Raw genomic sequence first — 16,596 nt, 5'->3', positions numbered from 1 at the left:
GCACAATTACCGATGAGTATCCGATGTGTTCCGCCCGGTCGCTGGCCCGCACGTACTGTTCGGACATCCGGGGTGCGCACCGGATCTTCCACGCGACCGGGCAACCGGTCACCTGCCACGGGAGGTCACCTGATGAAGCAGGGCCCTCTCCCCTCGGTCGACTCGCCGGACGACATGGCCGGCCCAGCCGACCTGCCCACCTGCGGCCCGCTGCCCGCTCGGGTCGGCGTGACCGGCCCTGCCCCTGAAGAGCCGCTCGGCGTGGTCGCCGTCGGCCCGGCCGGCGCCGACCGGCGTGCCGTGCTCGCCACCCTGCTCGGGCTCGACCCGGTCATGCTCACCGTGCCGACCGGCAGTTGGCTGGTGGTGCGCAACGCCAAGGTGCCGACCCGGGCCGCGTTCGTGCCCGGTTACCGCCAGCCGCACTCCTACGGCGCCGACCGCAACGCGGCCGGGCCCGCGTTGGCCCGCCCGCCCCGGCGTGTCGAGCTGAGTGTGCCCGAGCCGCTGCTGCGCCACTTCACCCTGATCGACAGTCCGGACACCGCCACGCTCGGCGTGGCCGGCACCCGGGTGCTGCTCGACGCGGTGGGCCGGGCCGGCGCGCTGCTCTTCGTGATCGCCGCGGACCAGGCGTTCACCGCCGCGGAGCTGAACCTGCTCACCGAGGTTGCCCCCACCTCGGTGGAGGTCGTCTTCGCGGTGACCCCCGGTGCGGCGGGTTGGGCACCGTTGGCCGACGGCGCGGCGACTACGGAGGGCGCGGGGGCGTCCGTCCCGCCGGCCGAGGGTGCGGCGACGGAGGTCGACTCGGCCTCGGTGACCGTGGCGGCACACCGCGCGGCGCTGCTGGCCGCGGTGCCCGCGCTGGCCGGCGCGCGATGGTTCCCGGTCGGTGACGCCGACTCCGCCGCCGATCTGCGGCGCGCGCTGGTGGGTTGGTCGTCGCGGGAAGGGCTGCAACGGGCCAGTGTCGACCCGCCGGTGTTGCCGGGCGGGCAGGGCCGCATCCCGGTGGCCGCCGACCCCGGCGACTGGTCCGAACGACTCGACCGCCACACCCGCTCGTGCGCTCAGCGGATCCGCCAGCACCTCGCTCTGGAGTTGGCGAACATCCACCTGCGGGCGGTCCAGGAGATCGTGTTCGGGGTCGGCTGCGCGGGCCTACCGGATCTACTGGACCGGGAGATGGCGGCGTTGTCGTTGTTGGCCACGGCGCAGTGCGACCAGGCGGTGCGCGGCATCATGACCGACGTCGTGGGCCGGGTGCTCGCCGCGCCTCCCACCGAAGGCGTGCGACGGCGGATCGCCACCGCCGTGCAGTACGGCCTGGTCGACGACCAGCCTGGCCACGAACTGGACAAGGTGCTGCTGATCACCAGCACAGCCGGTGTCGCGACGTTGACCGGCCCGGAGGCGATCGACGCCCTCGCCAGCTACCCGGCGGCGGCCCGCGCCGAAGTGCTCCCGCCGGTGGCGGTGGCGCTCTCCGGCGGGTGCTGGCAGCAGTGGCGTACGCCCGGCAACGACGACCACAGTGCGGCGCGGGCCTGGTCCCAGCGGGCGGTGCGGGAGGTCGAGCTGGGGCTGTCCCGGGAGATCTCCCGGCGGTTCGAGGTGATCCGCCTCTCGCTGGGCGCGGTGCTCTCCGATGCAGTCGACCACGGCATCCTGCTCGCCTGACCGCGCGGTGGCACCTCGGTCCGGGTTCGTCTCGCATCGCGCGTCAGATGGCGGGCGGGGCGACTCAGGGGTGCCCGGGGTGGGCGATCCACGACGAGCCGGCGTTCCGGTTCCTCGGTTCCGGGAAACCGGTGGCACGATGGGGGGCATGGCGGCTCCGCAGGTTGCACCGGTCGAGACGCCGGCCACTGACGAGGTGCCGGCGTCCGACCGGCAGTGGGTGACGATCGTGTGGGACGACCCGGTCAATCTGATGACGTACGTGACCTGGGTCTTCCAGAAGCTTTTCGGCTACAGCCGGGAGAGGGCCGAGCAGCTGATGCTTGACGTGCACCACAAGGGCCGTGCCGTGGTCTCCACCGGTGCCCGGGAACGGATGGAGCACGACGCGTCGCAGTTGCACGCGTACGGGCTGTGGGCGACGGTGGACAAGTCGTGAGCATGTTCCGTCGCCAGGCCGGCTGTTACGTCGCCACCTTCGCCGTGGACGAGGCGCGGGTGTTGCGCAAGGTCGCCTCCGAGGTGGTCGGCCTGCTCACCGATGGCTTCGACCACACCGACCCGGTCGTCGGTCGGCTCTTCCCGGCGGTCTACCCGCAGGACGCTTCGGGCACCGCCGAGTTCCGCCGCTACACCGAGGGCGACCTGAAGACCGCGAAGATCGACCAGGCGGGGGCGATCCTGGCCGCGCTTCCCGACGAAGCGGGCGGCGAGGTCCGGCTGGACGCCGAGGCGGCCGAGGCGTGGCTGCGGGCGCTCAACGACGCCCGGCTCGCGATGGGTGTCCGGCTGGAGATCAAGGACGGCACGGATCTGGGCGAGGAGTTGGACGACGCGGTCGCCGAGGACCCGGCGTCCAGCCGGGTGTTCCAGCTTTCGGTCTACGCGTACCTCGGATATTTGCAGGAGTCGCTGCTCAACGCCTTGATCGACTAGGCGTGACCGGCACCACTTCGGCCCGTGCTCATCAGGCGTTAGGCTGGTGCTCGTGCTGAGCATCGACCGGTCGATCATCGACGCGATCGTCGCCCACGCGCGCCGGGATCACCCCGACGAGGCGTGCGGCGTGGTCGCCGGGCCCGTCGGCAGCGACACCCCTACCCGGCACATCCCGATGGACAACGCCGCGCGCTCGATGACCTTCTACGAGTTCGACTCGATGGAGCACCTGCGGGTGTGGCGGGAGATGGACGACCGGGACGAGGAGCCCGTCGTCATCTACCACTCGCACACCGCCACCGAGGCGTACCCGTCGCGGACGGATGTCTCCTTCGCGGGCGAGCCGGGCGCGCACTACCTGCTCGTCTCGACCCGGGAGCCCGACTCGGAGGAGATCCGGTCGTTCCGGATCGTCGACGGCGTGATCACCGAGGAGCCGGTTCAGGTCGTGGAGGCCGGCGTCGACCCGCATGCCGTCCAGTCCTACATGTTCGGGCAGAGCCCGGCGACGGTCGACTACGAGTGTTCCGGCCGCTGATCCGTCAGCGTCCGACCCGTCTCGTCCCGTCACCGTAGGCACACCCGATCGAGGAGCTCGACATCATGGCCATTGAGGTTCGCATCCCCACCATCCTGCGCAGCTACACCGGCGGCGCCAAGGTCGTCGAAGGCGCCGGCGACACCCTCGCCGATCTGCTCAACGACCTGGACTCTCGGCACGGCGGCCTGCGCGGCCGGCTGATCACCGAGGCGGGCACGTTGCACCGCTTCGTCAACGTCTACGTCAACGACGAGGACGTCCGCTTCCTCGGCGCGCTGGACGCCAAGCTCTCCGACGGCGACAGCGTCACCATCCTGCCGGCCGTGGCCGGCGGCGCGTTCGGCTTCGCGGCGGCAGCGGCGATCAGCTCGCACAGCGTCAGCTCGCAGAGTGCCGTCGCCGCGGTGGCCCGCGACGCCGTCGCGGTTCGCTGAGGTCGGCCGCCATGGCGCGGTACGACAGTCTGCTCGACGCCTGCGGGGGCACGCCGCTGGTCGGCCTGCCCCGGCTCTCCCCGACGGTGCCCGACGGGGCGCCGCCGGTGCGGCTCTGGGCCAAGTTGGAGGACCGGAACCCGACCGGCAGCATCAAGGACCGCGCGGCGCTGTTCATGGTGCGGGCGGCGGAGGAGGCCGGCCGGCTGCGGCCGGGTGACACGATCCTCGAACCGACGAGTGGCAACACCGGCATCTCGTTGGCGATGGTGGCCAAGTTGCGCGGCTACCGGTTGGTCTGCGTGATGCCGGAGAACGTCTCCACCGAGCGGGTCCAGCTGCTCCGGATGTACGGGGCCGAGATCATCTTCTCGCCGGCGGCGGGCGGTTCCAACCAGGCCGTCGCCACGGCCAAGCAGATTGCGGCGGAGCACCCCGACTGGGTGATGCTCTACCAGTACGGCAACGAGGCGAACGCTCGGGCGCACTACGAGACGACCGGGCCGGAGCTGCTGCACGACCTGCCGACGATCACGCACTTCGTGGCGGGGCTGGGCACCACCGGCACGTTGATGGGCACAGGTCGCTACCTGCGGGAGAAGGTCGACGGCATCCAGGTCGTGGCCGCCGAGCCTCGGTACGGCGAGCTGGTCTACGGCCTGCGCAACATCGACGAGGGGTACGTGCCGGAGCTGTACGACGCCTCGGTGCTCTCCCGGCGGTTCTCGGTCGGCACCCGGGACGCGGTGCTGCGTACCCGGCAGCTCGTGGAGGTGGAGGGCATCTTCGCCGGCTTCTCCACCGGTGCCATCCTGCACGCCGCGCTCGCGGTGGCGCACGAGGCGGTCCGCGACGGCCGGCGGGCCGACGTGGCCTTCGTGGTCTGCGACGGCGGTTGGAAATACCTGTCCACCGGCGCGTACGGCGGCACGCTCGCCGACGCCGAGGACGCCCTGGAGGGGCAGCTCTGGGCCTGACCGGGTGGGGCTATTGGTTACGGGCCGTCGACGTGCGTCGGCGGCCCGTGCGCTGCCCGCCGCACCGTGAGCAGGTGTCACGTTCGTGACAAGTTCCGTTGGATCATTCTTGCCGCCGGGCACCCGGGCGTAGGCTGCGCAGCGTGACGCACGCGTCGGTAGAGATCATGGCTGGAGCGACGGCCGACATGAATGCTACTGACAGTGACAGCGAGACCACTCGATGCGACTGACGGTCCTTGGCTGCGCCGGCAGCTTCCCCGGCCCCGAGGCGCCCTGTTCGGCATACCTCGTCGAGGCCGATGGTTTCCGGCTCCTGGTCGACTTCGGTTCAGGGTCGCTGTCCAGCCTCCAGCGGTACGCGGGCCTGCACGCTCCGGACGCGATCCTGCTGACCCATCTGCACTGCGACCACATCCTCGACGCCGTGACCTACGTGGTGGTCCGCCGGTACGCCCCGGAGGGCCCCTACCCGGCGCTGCCCGTGTACGCGCCGTCCGGCGCACCGGACCGGCTCAGCGCCGCGTACGGCGACGACGGCACCGTCGAGGACGTGTACCAGTTCTACGCACTCCAGCCCGGCACCTTCCCGATCGGCCCGTTCACTGTCACCGTCGACCGGGTCAACCACCCGGTCGAGACGTACGGGGTGCGGCTGGAGCACGACGGCCGGTCGTTGTGTTACTCGTCGGACACCGCGCCCTGCGACGCGCTGCTGCGGCTGGCCCAGAATGCCGACGTCTTCCTCTGCGAGGCCAGCTACCTCGACGGGGTGGACAACCCACCGGACCTGCACCTGACCGGCCGGGAGGCCGGCGAGACGGCGACCAAGGCCGTGGTGGGTCGGTTGCTGCTCACCCACCTGGTCGCGGCCTGGGGCAGCGAGGCCCACACGTTGGAGTCGGCGGCCTCCGCGTACACCGGACCCATCGACGTGGTCCGTCCCGGCGCCAGTTACGACGTCTGACCCACGCCGTCCCGGTTGGGGTGGACCGGGCAGCGGTGTTGTGCCGTACTGTTCGCCGGCCGGTCAGCGGACGGTCGTCTGCCGCACCCGTCGCACCCGCACGGTGTGGGCATGCGGATCGCCATCGTGACCGAGTCGTTCCCACCGGACGTGAACGGCGTCGCGCACTCAGTGGTGCGCACGGCGGAGCACCTGCTCGACCGGGGCCACGAGCCGGTCGTCATCGCACCCGCGCCGCCCGGCGCCAGCCGACAGAACATCGACCGACTGCCGTACCCAGTGGTGCGCATCCCCAGCGTGCCGCTGCCCCGCTACCAGGGTTTCCGGTTGGGTGTGCCGACCACCACCCGGCTGACCGGGGCGTTGCTGTCGGCCGAGCCGGACGTGGTCCACCTGGCCAGTCCGTTCGTCCTCGGCGCACGGGCGGCCACCCTGGCCAGCCGACACGGGCTGCCCATGGTGGCGGTCTACCAGACCGATGTGGCCGCGTACGCGCGGGCGTACCGGGTGAGTTGGGGTGAGGCGGCGGCCTGGCGGCGGATCCGGGAGATTCACAACTCGGCGCAGCGCACCCTCGCCCCGTCCACCCGCGCCGCGGCCGACCTGATCGCCAACGGCGTGCAGCGGATCTGGCTGTGGCGTCGTGGCGTGGACGCCGTGCGTTTCGACCCGGCCAAGCGGTGTGCGGCGCTCCGGGAGCGGCTGGCACCCAACGGCGAGCTGCTGATCGGCTACGTCGGCCGGCTCGCCCCGGAGAAGCGGGTGGAGCTGCTGGCGGCGACGTCGCGGCTGCCCGGTGTGCGGGTGGTGGTGGCCGGTGACGGCCCGGCCCGCCGGCAGTTGGCCCGGGAGCTGCCCGGGGTGACCTTCCTGGGCGTGCAGCACGGCGAGGACCTGGCCCGGCTCTACGCCAGCCTGGACCTGTTCGTGCACACCGGACCGCACGAGACCTTCGGCCAGACCATCCAGGAGGCGCTGGCCTCCGGGGTGCCGGTGGTGGCCCCGGCCAGCGGCGGCCCGGTCGACCTGGTCGACCAGGGCGTGACCGGGTCGCTGGTGCCGCCGAACGACGGCGACGCGCTCGCCGCTGCAGTGGCCGACCTGGCCGGCGACGCCGACCGGCGGCGGGCCCACGGGCTGGCCGCCCGCGTCGCGGTCAGTCGCCGTAGCTGGTCGGCCGTCGGCGACGAGCTGATCGGGCACTACTACGCGGTACGCGCCGTGGCCGCCACCGTCGGCCTGCCGGCCGCCTCGTGACCGGGGCTGCGGGCGGTCTGCGGATCGTGCGCCTCGCCAACTTCGTGACCGCACGCTCCGGCGGTCTGCGTACCGCGCTGCGACACCTGGGCGAGGGCTACCGGGCGGCGGGACACGATCCGGTGCTGGTGATCCCCGGCAAACGTGCCGCCGACGAGTCGTACCCGTGGGGGCGGGTGATCACACTGCCCGGCCCGGAGATGCCGGGCAGCGGCGGTTACCGGCTGCTCGCCGGTCGGCGTCGGCTGGCCCGGCTCCTCGCCGACCTCGCCCCGGACCGGTTGGAGGTCTCCGACCGGGCGTCGCTGCGCTGGACGGGCAGGTGGGCGCGGGCGCACGGGGTGCCGTCGGTGATGGTCTCGCACGAGTCGCTGACCGGGTTGCTCGGGCAGTGGGGGGTGCCCCACACGCTGCGCCGGTCGATCGCCGACCGGCTCAACCGGGCGACCAGCCAGGCGTACGACCGGATCGTCTGCACGACCCGGTGGGCCGCCGAGGAGTTCGACCGGATCGGTGCCGGCAACGTCGAGCTGGTGCCGCTCGGGGTGGACCTGGACACCTTCTCCCCGGACCGGGCCGACCCACGGCTGCGCGAGCGGTACGCAGACCCGAGCGAGGTGCTGCTGGTGCACTGCGCGCGGCTGTCCCCGGAGAAGCGGCCGGAGTTGGCCGTGCAGGCCCTCGCCGAGCTGCGTCGGGCCGGCGTACCGGCGGTGCTGGTGATGGCCGGCGACGGCCCGCTGCGCGGCGCGCTCGCCCGTCGGGCGGAAGGGCTGCCGGTCACGTTCACCGGCTTCCTGCCGGACCGTGCCGCGGTGGCCGCGTTGCTGGCGAGCGCCGACGTCGTGCTGGCCCCCGGCCCGGTGGAGACGTTCGGTCTCGCCGGGCTGGAGGCGTTGGCCTGCGGCACCCCGGTCGTCGTCAACGCGGCCAGCGCCCTGCCCGAGGTGGTCGGAGCCGCCGGCCTGGCCGCGTACGGCTCGGGGGAGTCGATGGCAGCGGCGGTGACCCGCCTGGCGGACCGGCCGGAGAAGCAGCGGCGAACTGCCGCCCGCGCACGGGCCGAGGAGTTCGGGTGGCCGGCCGCCGTCGCCGGGTTCCTCCGGGTGCACGACGCGGACGCGCTCGTGGGCACCCCGAGCGAGGTGGATCCCCGCACCGCATAGGGTGCAGACATGGCGCGACCTGACGGGCGAGGGCCCTCTCAACTCCGACCGGTGACTCTGACCCGAGGCTGGAGCACCCATCCGGAGGGCTCGGTGCTCGTCGAGTTCGGCGGCACCCGGGTGCTCTGCACGGCGAGCGTCACCGAGGGGGTGCCCCGCTGGCGCAAGGGCTCCGGGCTCGGCTGGGTGACCGCCGAGTACGCGATGCTGCCCCGGGCCACCAACACCCGTTCCGACCGGGAGAGCGTCAAGGGTCGCGTCGGTGGTCGCACCCACGAGATCTCCCGGCTGATCGGCCGTAGCCTGCGGGCCAGCATCGACCTCAAGGCGCTCGGCGAGAACTCGATCGTGCTCGACTGCGACGTGCTCCAGGCCGACGGTGGCACCCGCACCGCGGCGATCACCGGCGCGTACGTCGCCCTGCACGACGCCGTGGGCTGGCTCGCCGCCCGCAAGGCGTTGGCCGGCAAGCCGGAGAAGGTGATGCACCGGTCGGTGGCCGCGGTCAGCGTCGGGATCGTCGCCGGCGAGGCCCGTCTCGACCTCTGCTACGAGGAGGACGTCGCGGCCGAGGTCGACATGAACGTGGTGTGCACCGGTGCGGGCGACTTCGTCGAGGTGCAGGGCACCGGTGAGGCAGGCGTGTTCGCCCGGGACCAGCTCGACAGTCTGCTCGACCTGGCCGTCGCGGGTTGCACCGAATTGGCCGAAGCCCAGCGGAAGGCACTTTCCTCCCCGTGAGCGCGAGGAGTGAGCTTGCGAGCCCCGCAGTCGCGAACAAAGGTGATTCAGCATGAACAAGGTCCTGCTCGCCACCCGCAACCGTAAGAAGCTGGTGGAGCTTCAGCGGATCCTGGACGGCGCGCTCGGCGCGCACCGGATCGCCCTGCTCGGCCTGGACGACGTCGAGCAGTACGCGGAGCTGCCGGAGACCGGCCTGACCTTCGGGGAGAACGCGCTGATCAAGGCGCGGGAGGGGTGCCGGCAGACGGGTCTGCCGACCATCGCCGACGACTCCGGGCTCGCTGTGGACGCGCTCAACGGGATGCCGGGGGTGTTCAGCGCCCGCTGGTCCGGTCAGCACGGCGACGACCAGGCCAACCTCCAGCTGGTGCTGAACCAGATCGCCGACGTGCCGGACGAGCAGCGGGCGGCCTCGTTCGTCTGCACCGTGGCGCTGGTGCTGCCCGGCGGCAAGGAGCACCTGGTCGACGGTCGGCAGTCCGGGCAGGTGCTGCGCGCTCCGCGCGGCGACGGCGGGTTCGGCTACGACCCGATCTTCCTGGGCGACGGGCAGGACCGGACCAACGCCGAGCTGACCCCGGCCGAGAAGGACGCGATCAGCCACCGCGGCAAGGCGCTGCGCGAGCTGGCGAAGCTGGTGGCAAAGGTGCTGCCGCCCGCCACCTGACGGGCGCGAGGTGCTGCCGCCCGCCACCTGACCCGCGGCGGACGACAGCGACCCGGCGGAGGTCAGCCCAGCGGGCCGACCTCCCGCTCGATGGCGGCGCGCAACTCACCCCCGGCGACGACCGCGCGGGCCGCCTCCATCACGGGGGCGAGGAACACGTCCGGGCCGGGCTCGCCGGCCGCCGGACCGAGCGCAGTGACGGCGGCACGTCCGGCCGGTGACGGCTCCAGCGGCGCGCGCAGTTGCAGACCGCGTACGCCGGCCAGCAGCTCCACCGCGAGCAGGCTGGTGAGGTTGTCCAGCACGGTGCGCAGCTTCTTCGCCGCCGCCCAGCCCATCGACACGTGGTCCTCCTGCATGCCGCTGGTGGGCAGGGAGTCCACCGAGGCGGGGGCGGCCAGGCGACGGTTCTCGGCGACGATGCCCGCCGCCGTGTACTGGGCGATCATCAGCCCGGAGTTGACCCCGGCGTCGGGGGAGAGGAACGCCGGCAGTTCCCGGGAACGGGTGACGTCGAGCAGCCGGTCCACCCGCCGCTCGGCGATCGCGCCCACCTCGGCGGCGGCGATGGCGAGGAAGTCCGCGGCGAAGCCGAGCGGTGCGCCGTGGAAGTTACCCGTCGACTCGACCCGCCCGTCCGGCAGCACCACCGGGTTGTCCACCACCGACACCAGCTCCCGCGCCGCGACGGTACGGACGAAGTCCAGGGTGTCGCGGGCCGCGCCGGCCACCTGCGGGGCGCAGCGCATCGAGTACGCGTCCTGCACGGCGTGCGCCAGATCGTCGCGGTGCGAGTCCATCACCCGGGAGTCCTGCAACAGCCGGTGGATGTTCGCCGCCGACGCGGCCTGACCGGGGTGCGGCCGGATCGCGTGCAGCTCGGGCAGGAACGGCCGCTCGGAGCCGAGCATCGCCTCGATGGCCAGCGCGGCCGTCACGTCGGCCATGGCGAACAGGTGCGCCGCGTCGTCGATCGCCAGCAGCAGCATGCCGAGCATGCCGTCGGTGCCGTTGATCAGCGCCAGCCCTTCCTTGGCGGCCAACTCGATCGGCTTGAGCCCGGCGGCGGTCAGCGCGTCGGCCGCGTCCTGCCGCTCGCCGGCCGGCCCGAGGACCCAGCCCTCACCGAGCAGCGCCAGCGCGCAGTGCGCCAGCGGCGCCAGGTCACCGGAGGCGCCCAGCGAGCCGTGCTCCGGCACCCACGGGGTGATGTCGTTGTTGAGCAGGTCGACCAGGGCCTCGGCGACCAGCGGCCGGACTCCGGAGCGGCCCAGGGCGAGGGACCGGACCCGCAGCAGCATCATGGCCCGGACCACCTCGCGCGGCATCGGGGCGCCCACCCCGGCGGCGTGCGAACGGATCAGCGCGTGTTGCAGCTCGGCCCGCCGCTCCGGGGCGATGAAGGTGTTCGCCAGCGCCCCGAACCCGGTGGACACCCCGTAGACGGGACGGCCGGACGACTCGATGCCGTCCACGATGGCCCGACTGGTCGCCATCGCGTCGATGGTGGCCGGGTCGAGGACGACCGTGGCGGTGCCGCGGGCCACCGCGAGAACGTCGTCGGCGGAGATTCCGGTGGGCTGGATGGTCACGGTCGTCATGGCGTTACTCCGTTGCGCATTACCTGGCGGATCAAGGGGACACCGGGCCGGTAGGCCAGGTGGAGGTACGACGGCGCGTCCAGGACGACGAGGTCGGCCCGCGCGCCTGGGGTCAGGACGCCGATGTCGTCGCGGCGCAGCGCCCGCGCGCCCCCGGCGGTAGCGGCCCAGACCGCCTCCGCCGGGGTCATCCGCATCTCGCGGACCGCCAGCGCCACACAGAACGACATCGAGGAGGTGTACGACGAGCCGGGGTTGCAGTCGGTGGCGAGCGCCACTGTCACGCCGGCGTCGAGCAGCCGGCGGGCATCCGGGTACGGCGATCGGGTGGAGAACTCCGCTCCCGGCAGCAGCGTCGCCACCGTCCGGGTGCCCGACCCGTCGCCGTGGGCCGTGCCGGCCAGCGCGTCCACGTCGGCGTCGCTGAGGTGGGTGCAGTGGTCGACGCTGGCCGCGTCCAGCTCCACGCCGAGCCGCACCCCCGCTCCGGGGCCGAGCTGGTTGGCGTGGATACGGACGCCCAGCCCGGCGGCCTGACCGCAGGCCAGGATGGCCCGGGCGTGGTCGACGTCGAAGGCGCCCCGCTCGCAGAACACGTCGACCCACTTCGCGTACGGCGTGGCGGCGGCGAGCATCGGGCCGCAGACCAGGCTCACGTAGTCGTCGGGGCGGTCGGCGTACTCGGCGGGCACCACGTGCGCGCCGAGGAAGGTGGTCTCGGTGCTGCTCTCGGCGGCGATCCGCAGCGAGCGGGCCTCGTCGGCGACGGTCAGCCCGTACCCACTCTTGATCTCCATGGTCGTGGTGCCCTGGCGCAGCGCCTCCCCGCGCAGCCGGCGCACCGTGGCCCGGAGCTCGTTGTCGGTGGCGGCCCGGGTGGCGCCGACAGTGGTCCGGATGCCGCCGCCCGTGTAGGGCTGACCGGCCATCCGGGCGGCGAATTCAGCGGCGCGGTCCCCGGCGAAGACCAGGTGGGCGTGGCTGTCCACGAAGCCGGGCAGCACCGCCGCCCCACCGGCGTCGAGGCGCCGGTCGGCGGCCGGCGCGTACGCGGACGGCCCGACCCAGACCACCAGGCCCTCTTCGACCAGCACGGCAGCGTTGCGGCGGATGCCCAGCGGGCCCTCGCCGGCACCGTTGGTGACCAGCTCACCGATGTTGTCGACCAGCAGGCTGCTCACGAGGGCGTCACCGCCTCGATGGCGCCCGCCAACTCGGCCGGCACGTCGACGCTCAGGTGCCGGCCCTCGGTCACCACCAGCCGACCGTCCACCACGACCTGCTCGACGTCGGCGGCGGTGGCGGCGAAGAACGCGCCCACCGGCGGCACCCCGGCGGTACGGGCGCTGTCCAGCCGTACCGTGACCAGGTCGGCGCGCGCGCCGACGGCGATCCTCCCGGCGTCGGCCCAGCCCAGCGCGGCGTGCCCGGCGGAGCTGGCCGCCGTCAACAGGTCCGCCGGTGTGAAGTGGCCGCGTCGACGGGTACGCAGCCGCTCGTCCAACTCCACCGCCCGGGCCTCCTCGAACAGGTCGATCACGGCGTGACTGTCGCTGCCGAGGCTCAGCCGGATGCCCGCTTCGGCCATCAGCCGGGCCGGGCCGATGCCGTCGGCGAGGTCCCGCTCGGTGGTCGGGCAGAGGCACACCCCGGTCCGACTGTCGGCGAGCAGGGTCAGGTCGGCGCTGGTCGGGTGGGTGGTGTGCACGGCTGTGGTGTTCGGCCCGAGCGCGCCGTACTCGGCGAGCAGCGCCGTGGGTGAGCGCCCGTGCACGGCACGGCACTCGTCGTTCTCGGCGGGCTGTTCGGAGAGGTGCACGTGCAGCGGTGCCTGCCGCTCCCCGGCCCACTCGGCGACCGTGGAGAGCTGGTCGGCCGGGACCGCCCGCACCGAGTGCACGGCAGCGCCGACCCGGACGTGGGCGTCCGTCGGCTGGAACGCCCCCGCCCGCTGCGCCCAGCGGGAGGCGTCCCCGTCGCCGAAGCGACGCTGCGGGCCGGCGAGAGCCTGACCATCCACAGTGGAAGTCAAATAGCAGGTGTCCAGCAGTGTGAGCCGGATCCCGGCGTGCGCGGCCGCCTCGACCAGCGCAGCGCCCATCTCGTTCGGGTCGTCGTACGCGCCGCCGTCGGGTCGGTGGTGCAGGTAGTGGAACTCGCCCACGCAGGTGACCCCGGCGAGCGCCATCTCCGCGTACACCGCGCGGGCCAGGGCCAGGTACGTGTCCGGGTCCAGGCGGTCCGCGACGCCGTACATCTGGTCCCGCCAGGTCCAGAAGTCACCCCGACCGCCGTGGGTACGCCCGCGCAGCGCCCTGTGGAAGGCGTGCGAGTGCACGTTGGACAGGCCCGGCAGGGTCAGGCCGGGCAACCGGACGGCGCCCCGCAGCACCTCGACGCCGGCCTCCGGGCCTCCGGCCCCGACGAGTGGCGTGACCGTGGTGATCCGACCGTCGTCGAACTCGATCAGCACATCGGGGGTGGGCTCGGCGTGCTCGGGCAGCCACGCGTACTCGGCGAGCCAGCGGGTGGTGGTCATGCCACTCGCCTCCTTTGGAGCTGAATCGTCTGTGACATCAGCGTCGAGGCCGGTGCTGGTGTTGGTGTCGGTGCCGGCGTCGGCCTTCGGTGTGATTCGTTTGCGACATCAGCTCCAAAGGACGTCAACACCAGGTGGCGACCCCCGCTGCAGCGGAGCCGCCGCACCCAGGAACGCGGCTGCATCGGGCCACCCAGCGACGGGTCCGTCACCCTGTTCACCGGCATGTCAGCTCCTCCAGTACCCGAGCCAGCGCCCGTACCCCGGCGGCGCAGTCGTCGTCGGTAGCGGTCTCGGCGGGGGAGTGCGACACCCCGGTCGGGTTGCGCACGAAGAGCATCGCGGTGGGCAGGTGCCCGGCGAGCACCCCGGCGTCGTGCCCCGCACCGGTGGGCAGCACCGGCGCGTCCAGCAGCGTGGCGAGGCGCTTGGCCAGCCCACCGTCGAAGGCGACCAGCGCGGTGGCCGACTCCTCGGTGACAGTCACCGCCGTACCGTCGCGGCGGGCCCGTTCGGCGAGCTTGCCGCGTACCGCGTCGACCAGGCCGGCGAGCGTCTCCTGGTCGGCGGCCCGGGCGTCCAGCCAACCGGTCACCTTTGACGGGATGGCGTTGGTGGCGTTGGGTTCGACGGCGACGCGACCCACTGTGGCGTGCGCACCGCGCAGCCGGGCCTCCTTGTTGGCCGCCAGCACAGTGAAGGCGTAGGTCAGCATCGGGTCGCGGCGGTCGGCCATCAGTGTGGTGCCCGCGTGGTTGCCCTCCCCGACCACGTCGAAGCGCCACCGGCCGTGCGGCCAGATCGCGCTGGCCACCGCGACCGGGGCGTCGGTGTCGACGAGCGCGCGGCCCTGCTCGACGTGCAACTCGACGAAGGCGCCGAACCGGCCCAGCACCTCCGGGCGGGCGCCCGCCGGCCGGTCGCCGAGCGCCTCGGCGAAGCTCACCCCGGCCGCGTCGCGCAGGCCGGCAGCGCGGTCGGGCGGCAGCGCGCCGGTGAGCAGCCGCGACCCCAGGCAGGGTACGCCGAAGCGCGCCCCCTCCTCCTCGACGAACGCGCCCAGCACCAGTGGCCGGTAGGGGGTGACCCCGGCGGCGCGTAGCTCGTCCACGGCGAGGAAGGCGCTGACGATGCCGAGTGGCCCGTCGTACGCCCCGCCGTGCGGCACCGAGTCGAAGTGGCTGCCGGTCAGCACGGCGTCCTCGCCCTTCGGGTCGCCCCAGTGGGCGAAGAGGTTGCCGTTGCCGTCCTCGGTGACCGGCATGGCGCGACGCTCGGCCTGAGCCCGGAACCAGGTCCGCAGCTCCAGCTCCGGCGCTGTCAGCGCGTACCGCAGATAGCCGCCACTGTCGGCGTCCCGCCCGATCGGCGCGATCTCGTCCCACAGGGCCCGGAACCGGGCGGAGAGGTCGCCGGTCACGAGTCGGCGCCCTCGGTCATCGGGATGCGGACTCCGGTGCGGTCGGCGACCTCGCGAGCGCTGTCATAGCCGGCGTCGACGTGCCGGATCACGCCCATGGCCGGGTCGTTGGTGAGCACCCGTTCGATCTTCTGACCGGCCAGGGCGGTGCCGTCGGCCACGCAGACCTGCCCGGCGTGGATCGACCGGCCGATGCCGACGCCACCGCCGTGGTGGATGGACACCCAGGACGCGCCGCTGGCGGTGTTGACCAGGGCGTTGAGCAGCGGCCAGTCGGCGATGGCGTCGGAGCCGTCGGCCATCCCCTCGGTCTCCCGGTACGGGCTGGCGACGCTGCCGGTGTCCAGGTGGTCCCGGCCGATCACCACCGGCGCGGAGAGTTCACCGGAGGCGACCATGTCGTTGAACCGCACCCCCGCCTTGTCCCGCTCGCCCTGACCCAGCCAGCAGATCCGGGCCGGCAGGCCCTGGAAGGCGACCCGTTCACCGGCCAGCTTGATCCAACGGGCCAGCGACTCGTTCTCCGGGAACAGCTCCAGGATCGCCCGGTCGGTGGCCGCGATGTCGGCCGGGTCGCCGGAGAGCGCCGCCCACCGGAACGGGCCCCTGCCCTCACAGAACAACGGCCGGATGTACGCGGGAACGAAGCCGGGGAAGTCGAAGGCCCGCTGGTAGCCGCCGAGCTGCGCCTCGCCCCGGATGGAGTTGCCGTAGTCGAACACCTCGGCGCCGGCGTCGAGGAAGCCGACCATCGCCTCGACGTGCTTCGCCATCGACGCCCGGGCCCGGTCGGTGAACTCGGCCGGCTTCGCCGCGGCGTAGTCCCGGGCGTCGGCCAGCTCGACCCCCACCGGCAGGTACGCCAACGGGTCGTGCGCGCTGGTCTGGTCGGTCACGATGTCGATCTCGACGCCCCGACCGAGCAGCTCCGGGAAGACCTCGGCGGCGTTCCCGACCACCCCGACGCTGAGTGCCCGACGGTCCCGCTTCGCCGCGAGGACCCGGTCGACCGCGTCGTCCACCGAGTCGGCGACCTCGTCCAGGTAGCGGTCGTGCACCCGACGGTCGAGCCGGGTGCGGTCCACGTCGACGATCAGGCAGACGCCGTCGTTCATGGTGACCGCGAGGGGCTGCGCGCCGCCCATGCCGCCGCAGCCGGCGGTCAACGTCAGCGTGCCGGCGAGGGTGCCGCCGAACCTCTTGGCGGCCACCGCGGCGAACGTCTCGTAGGTGCCCTGGAGGATGCCCTGCGTGCCGATGTAGATCCACGAACCGGCGGTCATCTGCCCGTACATGGTCAGGCCGAGCTGTTCGAGGCGGCGGAACTCCGGCCAGGTCGCCCAGTCGCCGACCAGGTTGGAGTTGGCCAGCAACACCCGGGGCGCCCACTCGTGGGTGCGCATCACCCCGACCGGTCGGCCCGACTGCACCAGCATCGTCTCGTCCTCGCGCAGGTCGGTGAGCGTGCGGACCAATGCGTGGTACGACGGCCAGTCCCGTGCCGCCTTCCCGGTGCCGCCGTAGACCACCAGGTCGTCGGGGCGTTCCGCCACCTCGGGATCGAGGTTGTTCATCAACATCCGCAGGGCGGCCTCCTGCTGCCACCCGCGGGTGGTGAGCTGGCTGCCCCGTGCGGCACGGATGGGCTTGGTCATCTCTGG

16 protein-coding genes are annotated in these 16,596 nt (G+C 73.0%); 11 read left to right on the top strand and 5 right to left on the bottom strand.

Annotated elements, in window-relative coordinates; all coding sequences use genetic code 11:
- The first annotated feature begins 132 nt into the window (after window positions 1–132).
- From FHU34_RS28535 to rdgB, 11 genes are all read left to right on the top strand, one after another.
- Window positions 133–1,683 carry a P-loop NTPase family protein gene (locus FHU34_RS28535; protein ID WP_145785272.1) on the top strand — a complete coding sequence of 517 codons (1,551 nt, stop codon included), beginning with the start codon at window positions 133–135 and terminating at the stop codon, window positions 1,681–1,683.
- A gap of 148 nt (window positions 1,684–1,831) precedes the next feature.
- A complete protein-coding gene (clpS, locus tag FHU34_RS28530; protein ID WP_030487198.1) occupies window positions 1,832–2,122 on the top strand; it encodes an ATP-dependent Clp protease adapter ClpS in 291 nt (96 codons plus the stop codon).
- A gap of 2 nt (window positions 2,123–2,124) precedes the next feature.
- Window positions 2,125–2,619, top strand: a complete 495-nt coding sequence (locus FHU34_RS28525) for a DUF2017 domain-containing protein (RefSeq protein WP_197699390.1) — start codon at window positions 2,125–2,127, stop codon at window positions 2,617–2,619.
- A 52-nt stretch (window positions 2,620–2,671) separates the two neighbouring features.
- The gene (locus tag FHU34_RS28520) at window positions 2,672–3,160 is read left to right on the top strand and encodes a M67 family metallopeptidase (protein ID WP_145785271.1); all 489 of its coding nucleotides are present in this window, start codon (window positions 2,672–2,674) and stop codon (window positions 3,158–3,160) included.
- A 65-nt stretch (window positions 3,161–3,225) separates the two neighbouring features.
- Window positions 3,226–3,597, top strand: a complete 372-nt coding sequence (locus tag FHU34_RS28515) for a MoaD family protein (RefSeq protein WP_145785270.1) — start codon at window positions 3,226–3,228, stop codon at window positions 3,595–3,597.
- An 11-nt stretch (window positions 3,598–3,608) separates the two neighbouring features.
- Complete coding sequence (locus tag FHU34_RS28510; protein WP_145785269.1) at window positions 3,609–4,574, top strand: PLP-dependent cysteine synthase family protein; 966 nt, start codon at window positions 3,609–3,611, stop codon at window positions 4,572–4,574.
- 223 nt (window positions 4,575–4,797) lie between these two features.
- On the top strand, window positions 4,798–5,541 hold the full coding sequence (locus FHU34_RS28505; RefSeq protein ID WP_088986111.1) for an MBL fold metallo-hydrolase: 744 nt from the start codon (window positions 4,798–4,800) through the stop codon (window positions 5,539–5,541).
- Between the two features lie 111 nt (window positions 5,542–5,652).
- Window positions 5,653–6,798, top strand: a complete 1,146-nt coding sequence (locus FHU34_RS28500; RefSeq protein ID WP_145785268.1) for a glycosyltransferase family 4 protein — start codon at window positions 5,653–5,655, stop codon at window positions 6,796–6,798.
- Entirely contained in the window at window positions 6,795–7,964 is a 1,170-nt protein-coding gene (locus tag FHU34_RS28495) for a glycosyltransferase (RefSeq protein WP_145785267.1), read from the top strand. The genes FHU34_RS28500 and FHU34_RS28495 overlap by 4 nt, the downstream gene beginning before the upstream one ends.
- Before the next feature lie 9 nt (window positions 7,965–7,973).
- A complete protein-coding gene (rph, locus tag FHU34_RS28490) occupies window positions 7,974–8,705 on the top strand; it encodes a ribonuclease PH (protein WP_145785266.1) in 732 nt (243 codons plus the stop codon).
- 52 nt (window positions 8,706–8,757) lie between these two features.
- The gene (gene rdgB, locus FHU34_RS28485; protein WP_145785265.1) at window positions 8,758–9,375 is read left to right on the top strand and encodes an RdgB/HAM1 family non-canonical purine NTP pyrophosphatase; all 618 of its coding nucleotides are present in this window, start codon (window positions 8,758–8,760) and stop codon (window positions 9,373–9,375) included.
- 62 nt (window positions 9,376–9,437) lie between these two features.
- On the opposite strand, the gene hutH is transcribed toward rdgB, so the two are convergent.
- The 5 genes from hutH to hutU form a co-directional block, all read right to left on the bottom strand.
- Entirely contained in the window at window positions 9,438–10,976 is a 1,539-nt protein-coding gene (gene hutH / locus FHU34_RS28480; RefSeq protein ID WP_145785264.1) for a histidine ammonia-lyase, read from the bottom strand.
- Window positions 10,973–12,157 carry an imidazolonepropionase gene (gene hutI, locus FHU34_RS28475; RefSeq protein ID WP_145785263.1) on the bottom strand — a complete coding sequence of 395 codons (1,185 nt, stop codon included), beginning with the start codon at window positions 12,155–12,157 and terminating at the stop codon, window positions 10,973–10,975. Before hutI ends, hutH begins: the two co-directional genes overlap by 4 nt.
- Window positions 12,154–13,515 carry a formimidoylglutamate deiminase gene (locus FHU34_RS28470; RefSeq protein ID WP_145785262.1) on the bottom strand — a complete coding sequence of 454 codons (1,362 nt, stop codon included), beginning with the start codon at window positions 13,513–13,515 and terminating at the stop codon, window positions 12,154–12,156. The genes hutI and FHU34_RS28470 overlap by 4 nt, the downstream gene beginning before the upstream one ends.
- A 217-nt stretch (window positions 13,516–13,732) precedes the next feature.
- Window positions 13,733–14,935: an allantoate amidohydrolase gene (locus tag FHU34_RS28465; protein ID WP_145785261.1), complete on the bottom strand. Its 1,203-nt coding sequence runs from the start codon at window positions 14,933–14,935 to the stop codon at window positions 13,733–13,735.
- A complete protein-coding gene (gene hutU / locus FHU34_RS28460; RefSeq protein WP_145785260.1) occupies window positions 14,932–16,590 on the bottom strand; it encodes a urocanate hydratase in 1,659 nt (552 codons plus the stop codon). The genes FHU34_RS28465 and hutU overlap by 4 nt, the downstream gene beginning before the upstream one ends.
- Window positions 16,591–16,596 lie beyond the last annotated feature (6 nt).

Origin of the sequence: Micromonospora taraxaci (assembly GCF_007830095.1) — a bacterium.
GTDB classification, from domain to species: Bacteria; Actinomycetota; Actinomycetes; order Mycobacteriales; family Micromonosporaceae; genus Micromonospora; species Micromonospora taraxaci.
This window is presented reverse-complemented; position numbering and strand designations above follow the sequence as displayed.

What these genes read in the sequence shown, in the direction of transcription:
- FHU34_RS28470 (WP_145785262.1), bottom strand. Translation starts at nt 13,515, where the DNA reads ATGACCACCACCCGCTGGCTCGCCGAGTACGCGTGGCTGCCCGAGCAC.
- FHU34_RS28505 (WP_088986111.1), top strand. Translation starts at nt 4,798, where the DNA reads ATGCGACTGACGGTCCTTGGCTGCGCCGGCAGCTTCCCCGGCCCCGAG.
- rdgB (WP_145785265.1), top strand. Translation starts at nt 8,758, where the DNA reads ATGAACAAGGTCCTGCTCGCCACCCGCAACCGTAAGAAGCTGGTGGAG.
- FHU34_RS28500 (WP_145785268.1), top strand. Translation starts at nt 5,653, where the DNA reads ATGCGGATCGCCATCGTGACCGAGTCGTTCCCACCGGACGTGAACGGC.
- rph (WP_145785266.1), top strand. Translation starts at nt 7,974, where the DNA reads ATGGCGCGACCTGACGGGCGAGGGCCCTCTCAACTCCGACCGGTGACT.
- hutH (WP_145785264.1), bottom strand. Translation starts at nt 10,976, where the DNA reads ATGACGACCGTGACCATCCAGCCCACCGGAATCTCCGCCGACGACGTT.
- clpS (WP_030487198.1), top strand. Translation starts at nt 1,832, where the DNA reads ATGGCGGCTCCGCAGGTTGCACCGGTCGAGACGCCGGCCACTGACGAG.
- FHU34_RS28515 (WP_145785270.1), top strand. Translation starts at nt 3,226, where the DNA reads ATGGCCATTGAGGTTCGCATCCCCACCATCCTGCGCAGCTACACCGGC.
- FHU34_RS28510 (WP_145785269.1), top strand. Translation starts at nt 3,609, where the DNA reads ATGGCGCGGTACGACAGTCTGCTCGACGCCTGCGGGGGCACGCCGCTG.
- hutU (WP_145785260.1), bottom strand. Translation starts at nt 16,590, where the DNA reads ATGACCAAGCCCATCCGTGCCGCACGGGGCAGCCAGCTCACCACCCGC.
- FHU34_RS28525 (WP_197699390.1), top strand. Translation starts at nt 2,125, where the DNA reads ATGTTCCGTCGCCAGGCCGGCTGTTACGTCGCCACCTTCGCCGTGGAC.
- FHU34_RS28535 (WP_145785272.1), top strand. Translation starts at nt 133, where the DNA reads ATGAAGCAGGGCCCTCTCCCCTCGGTCGACTCGCCGGACGACATGGCC.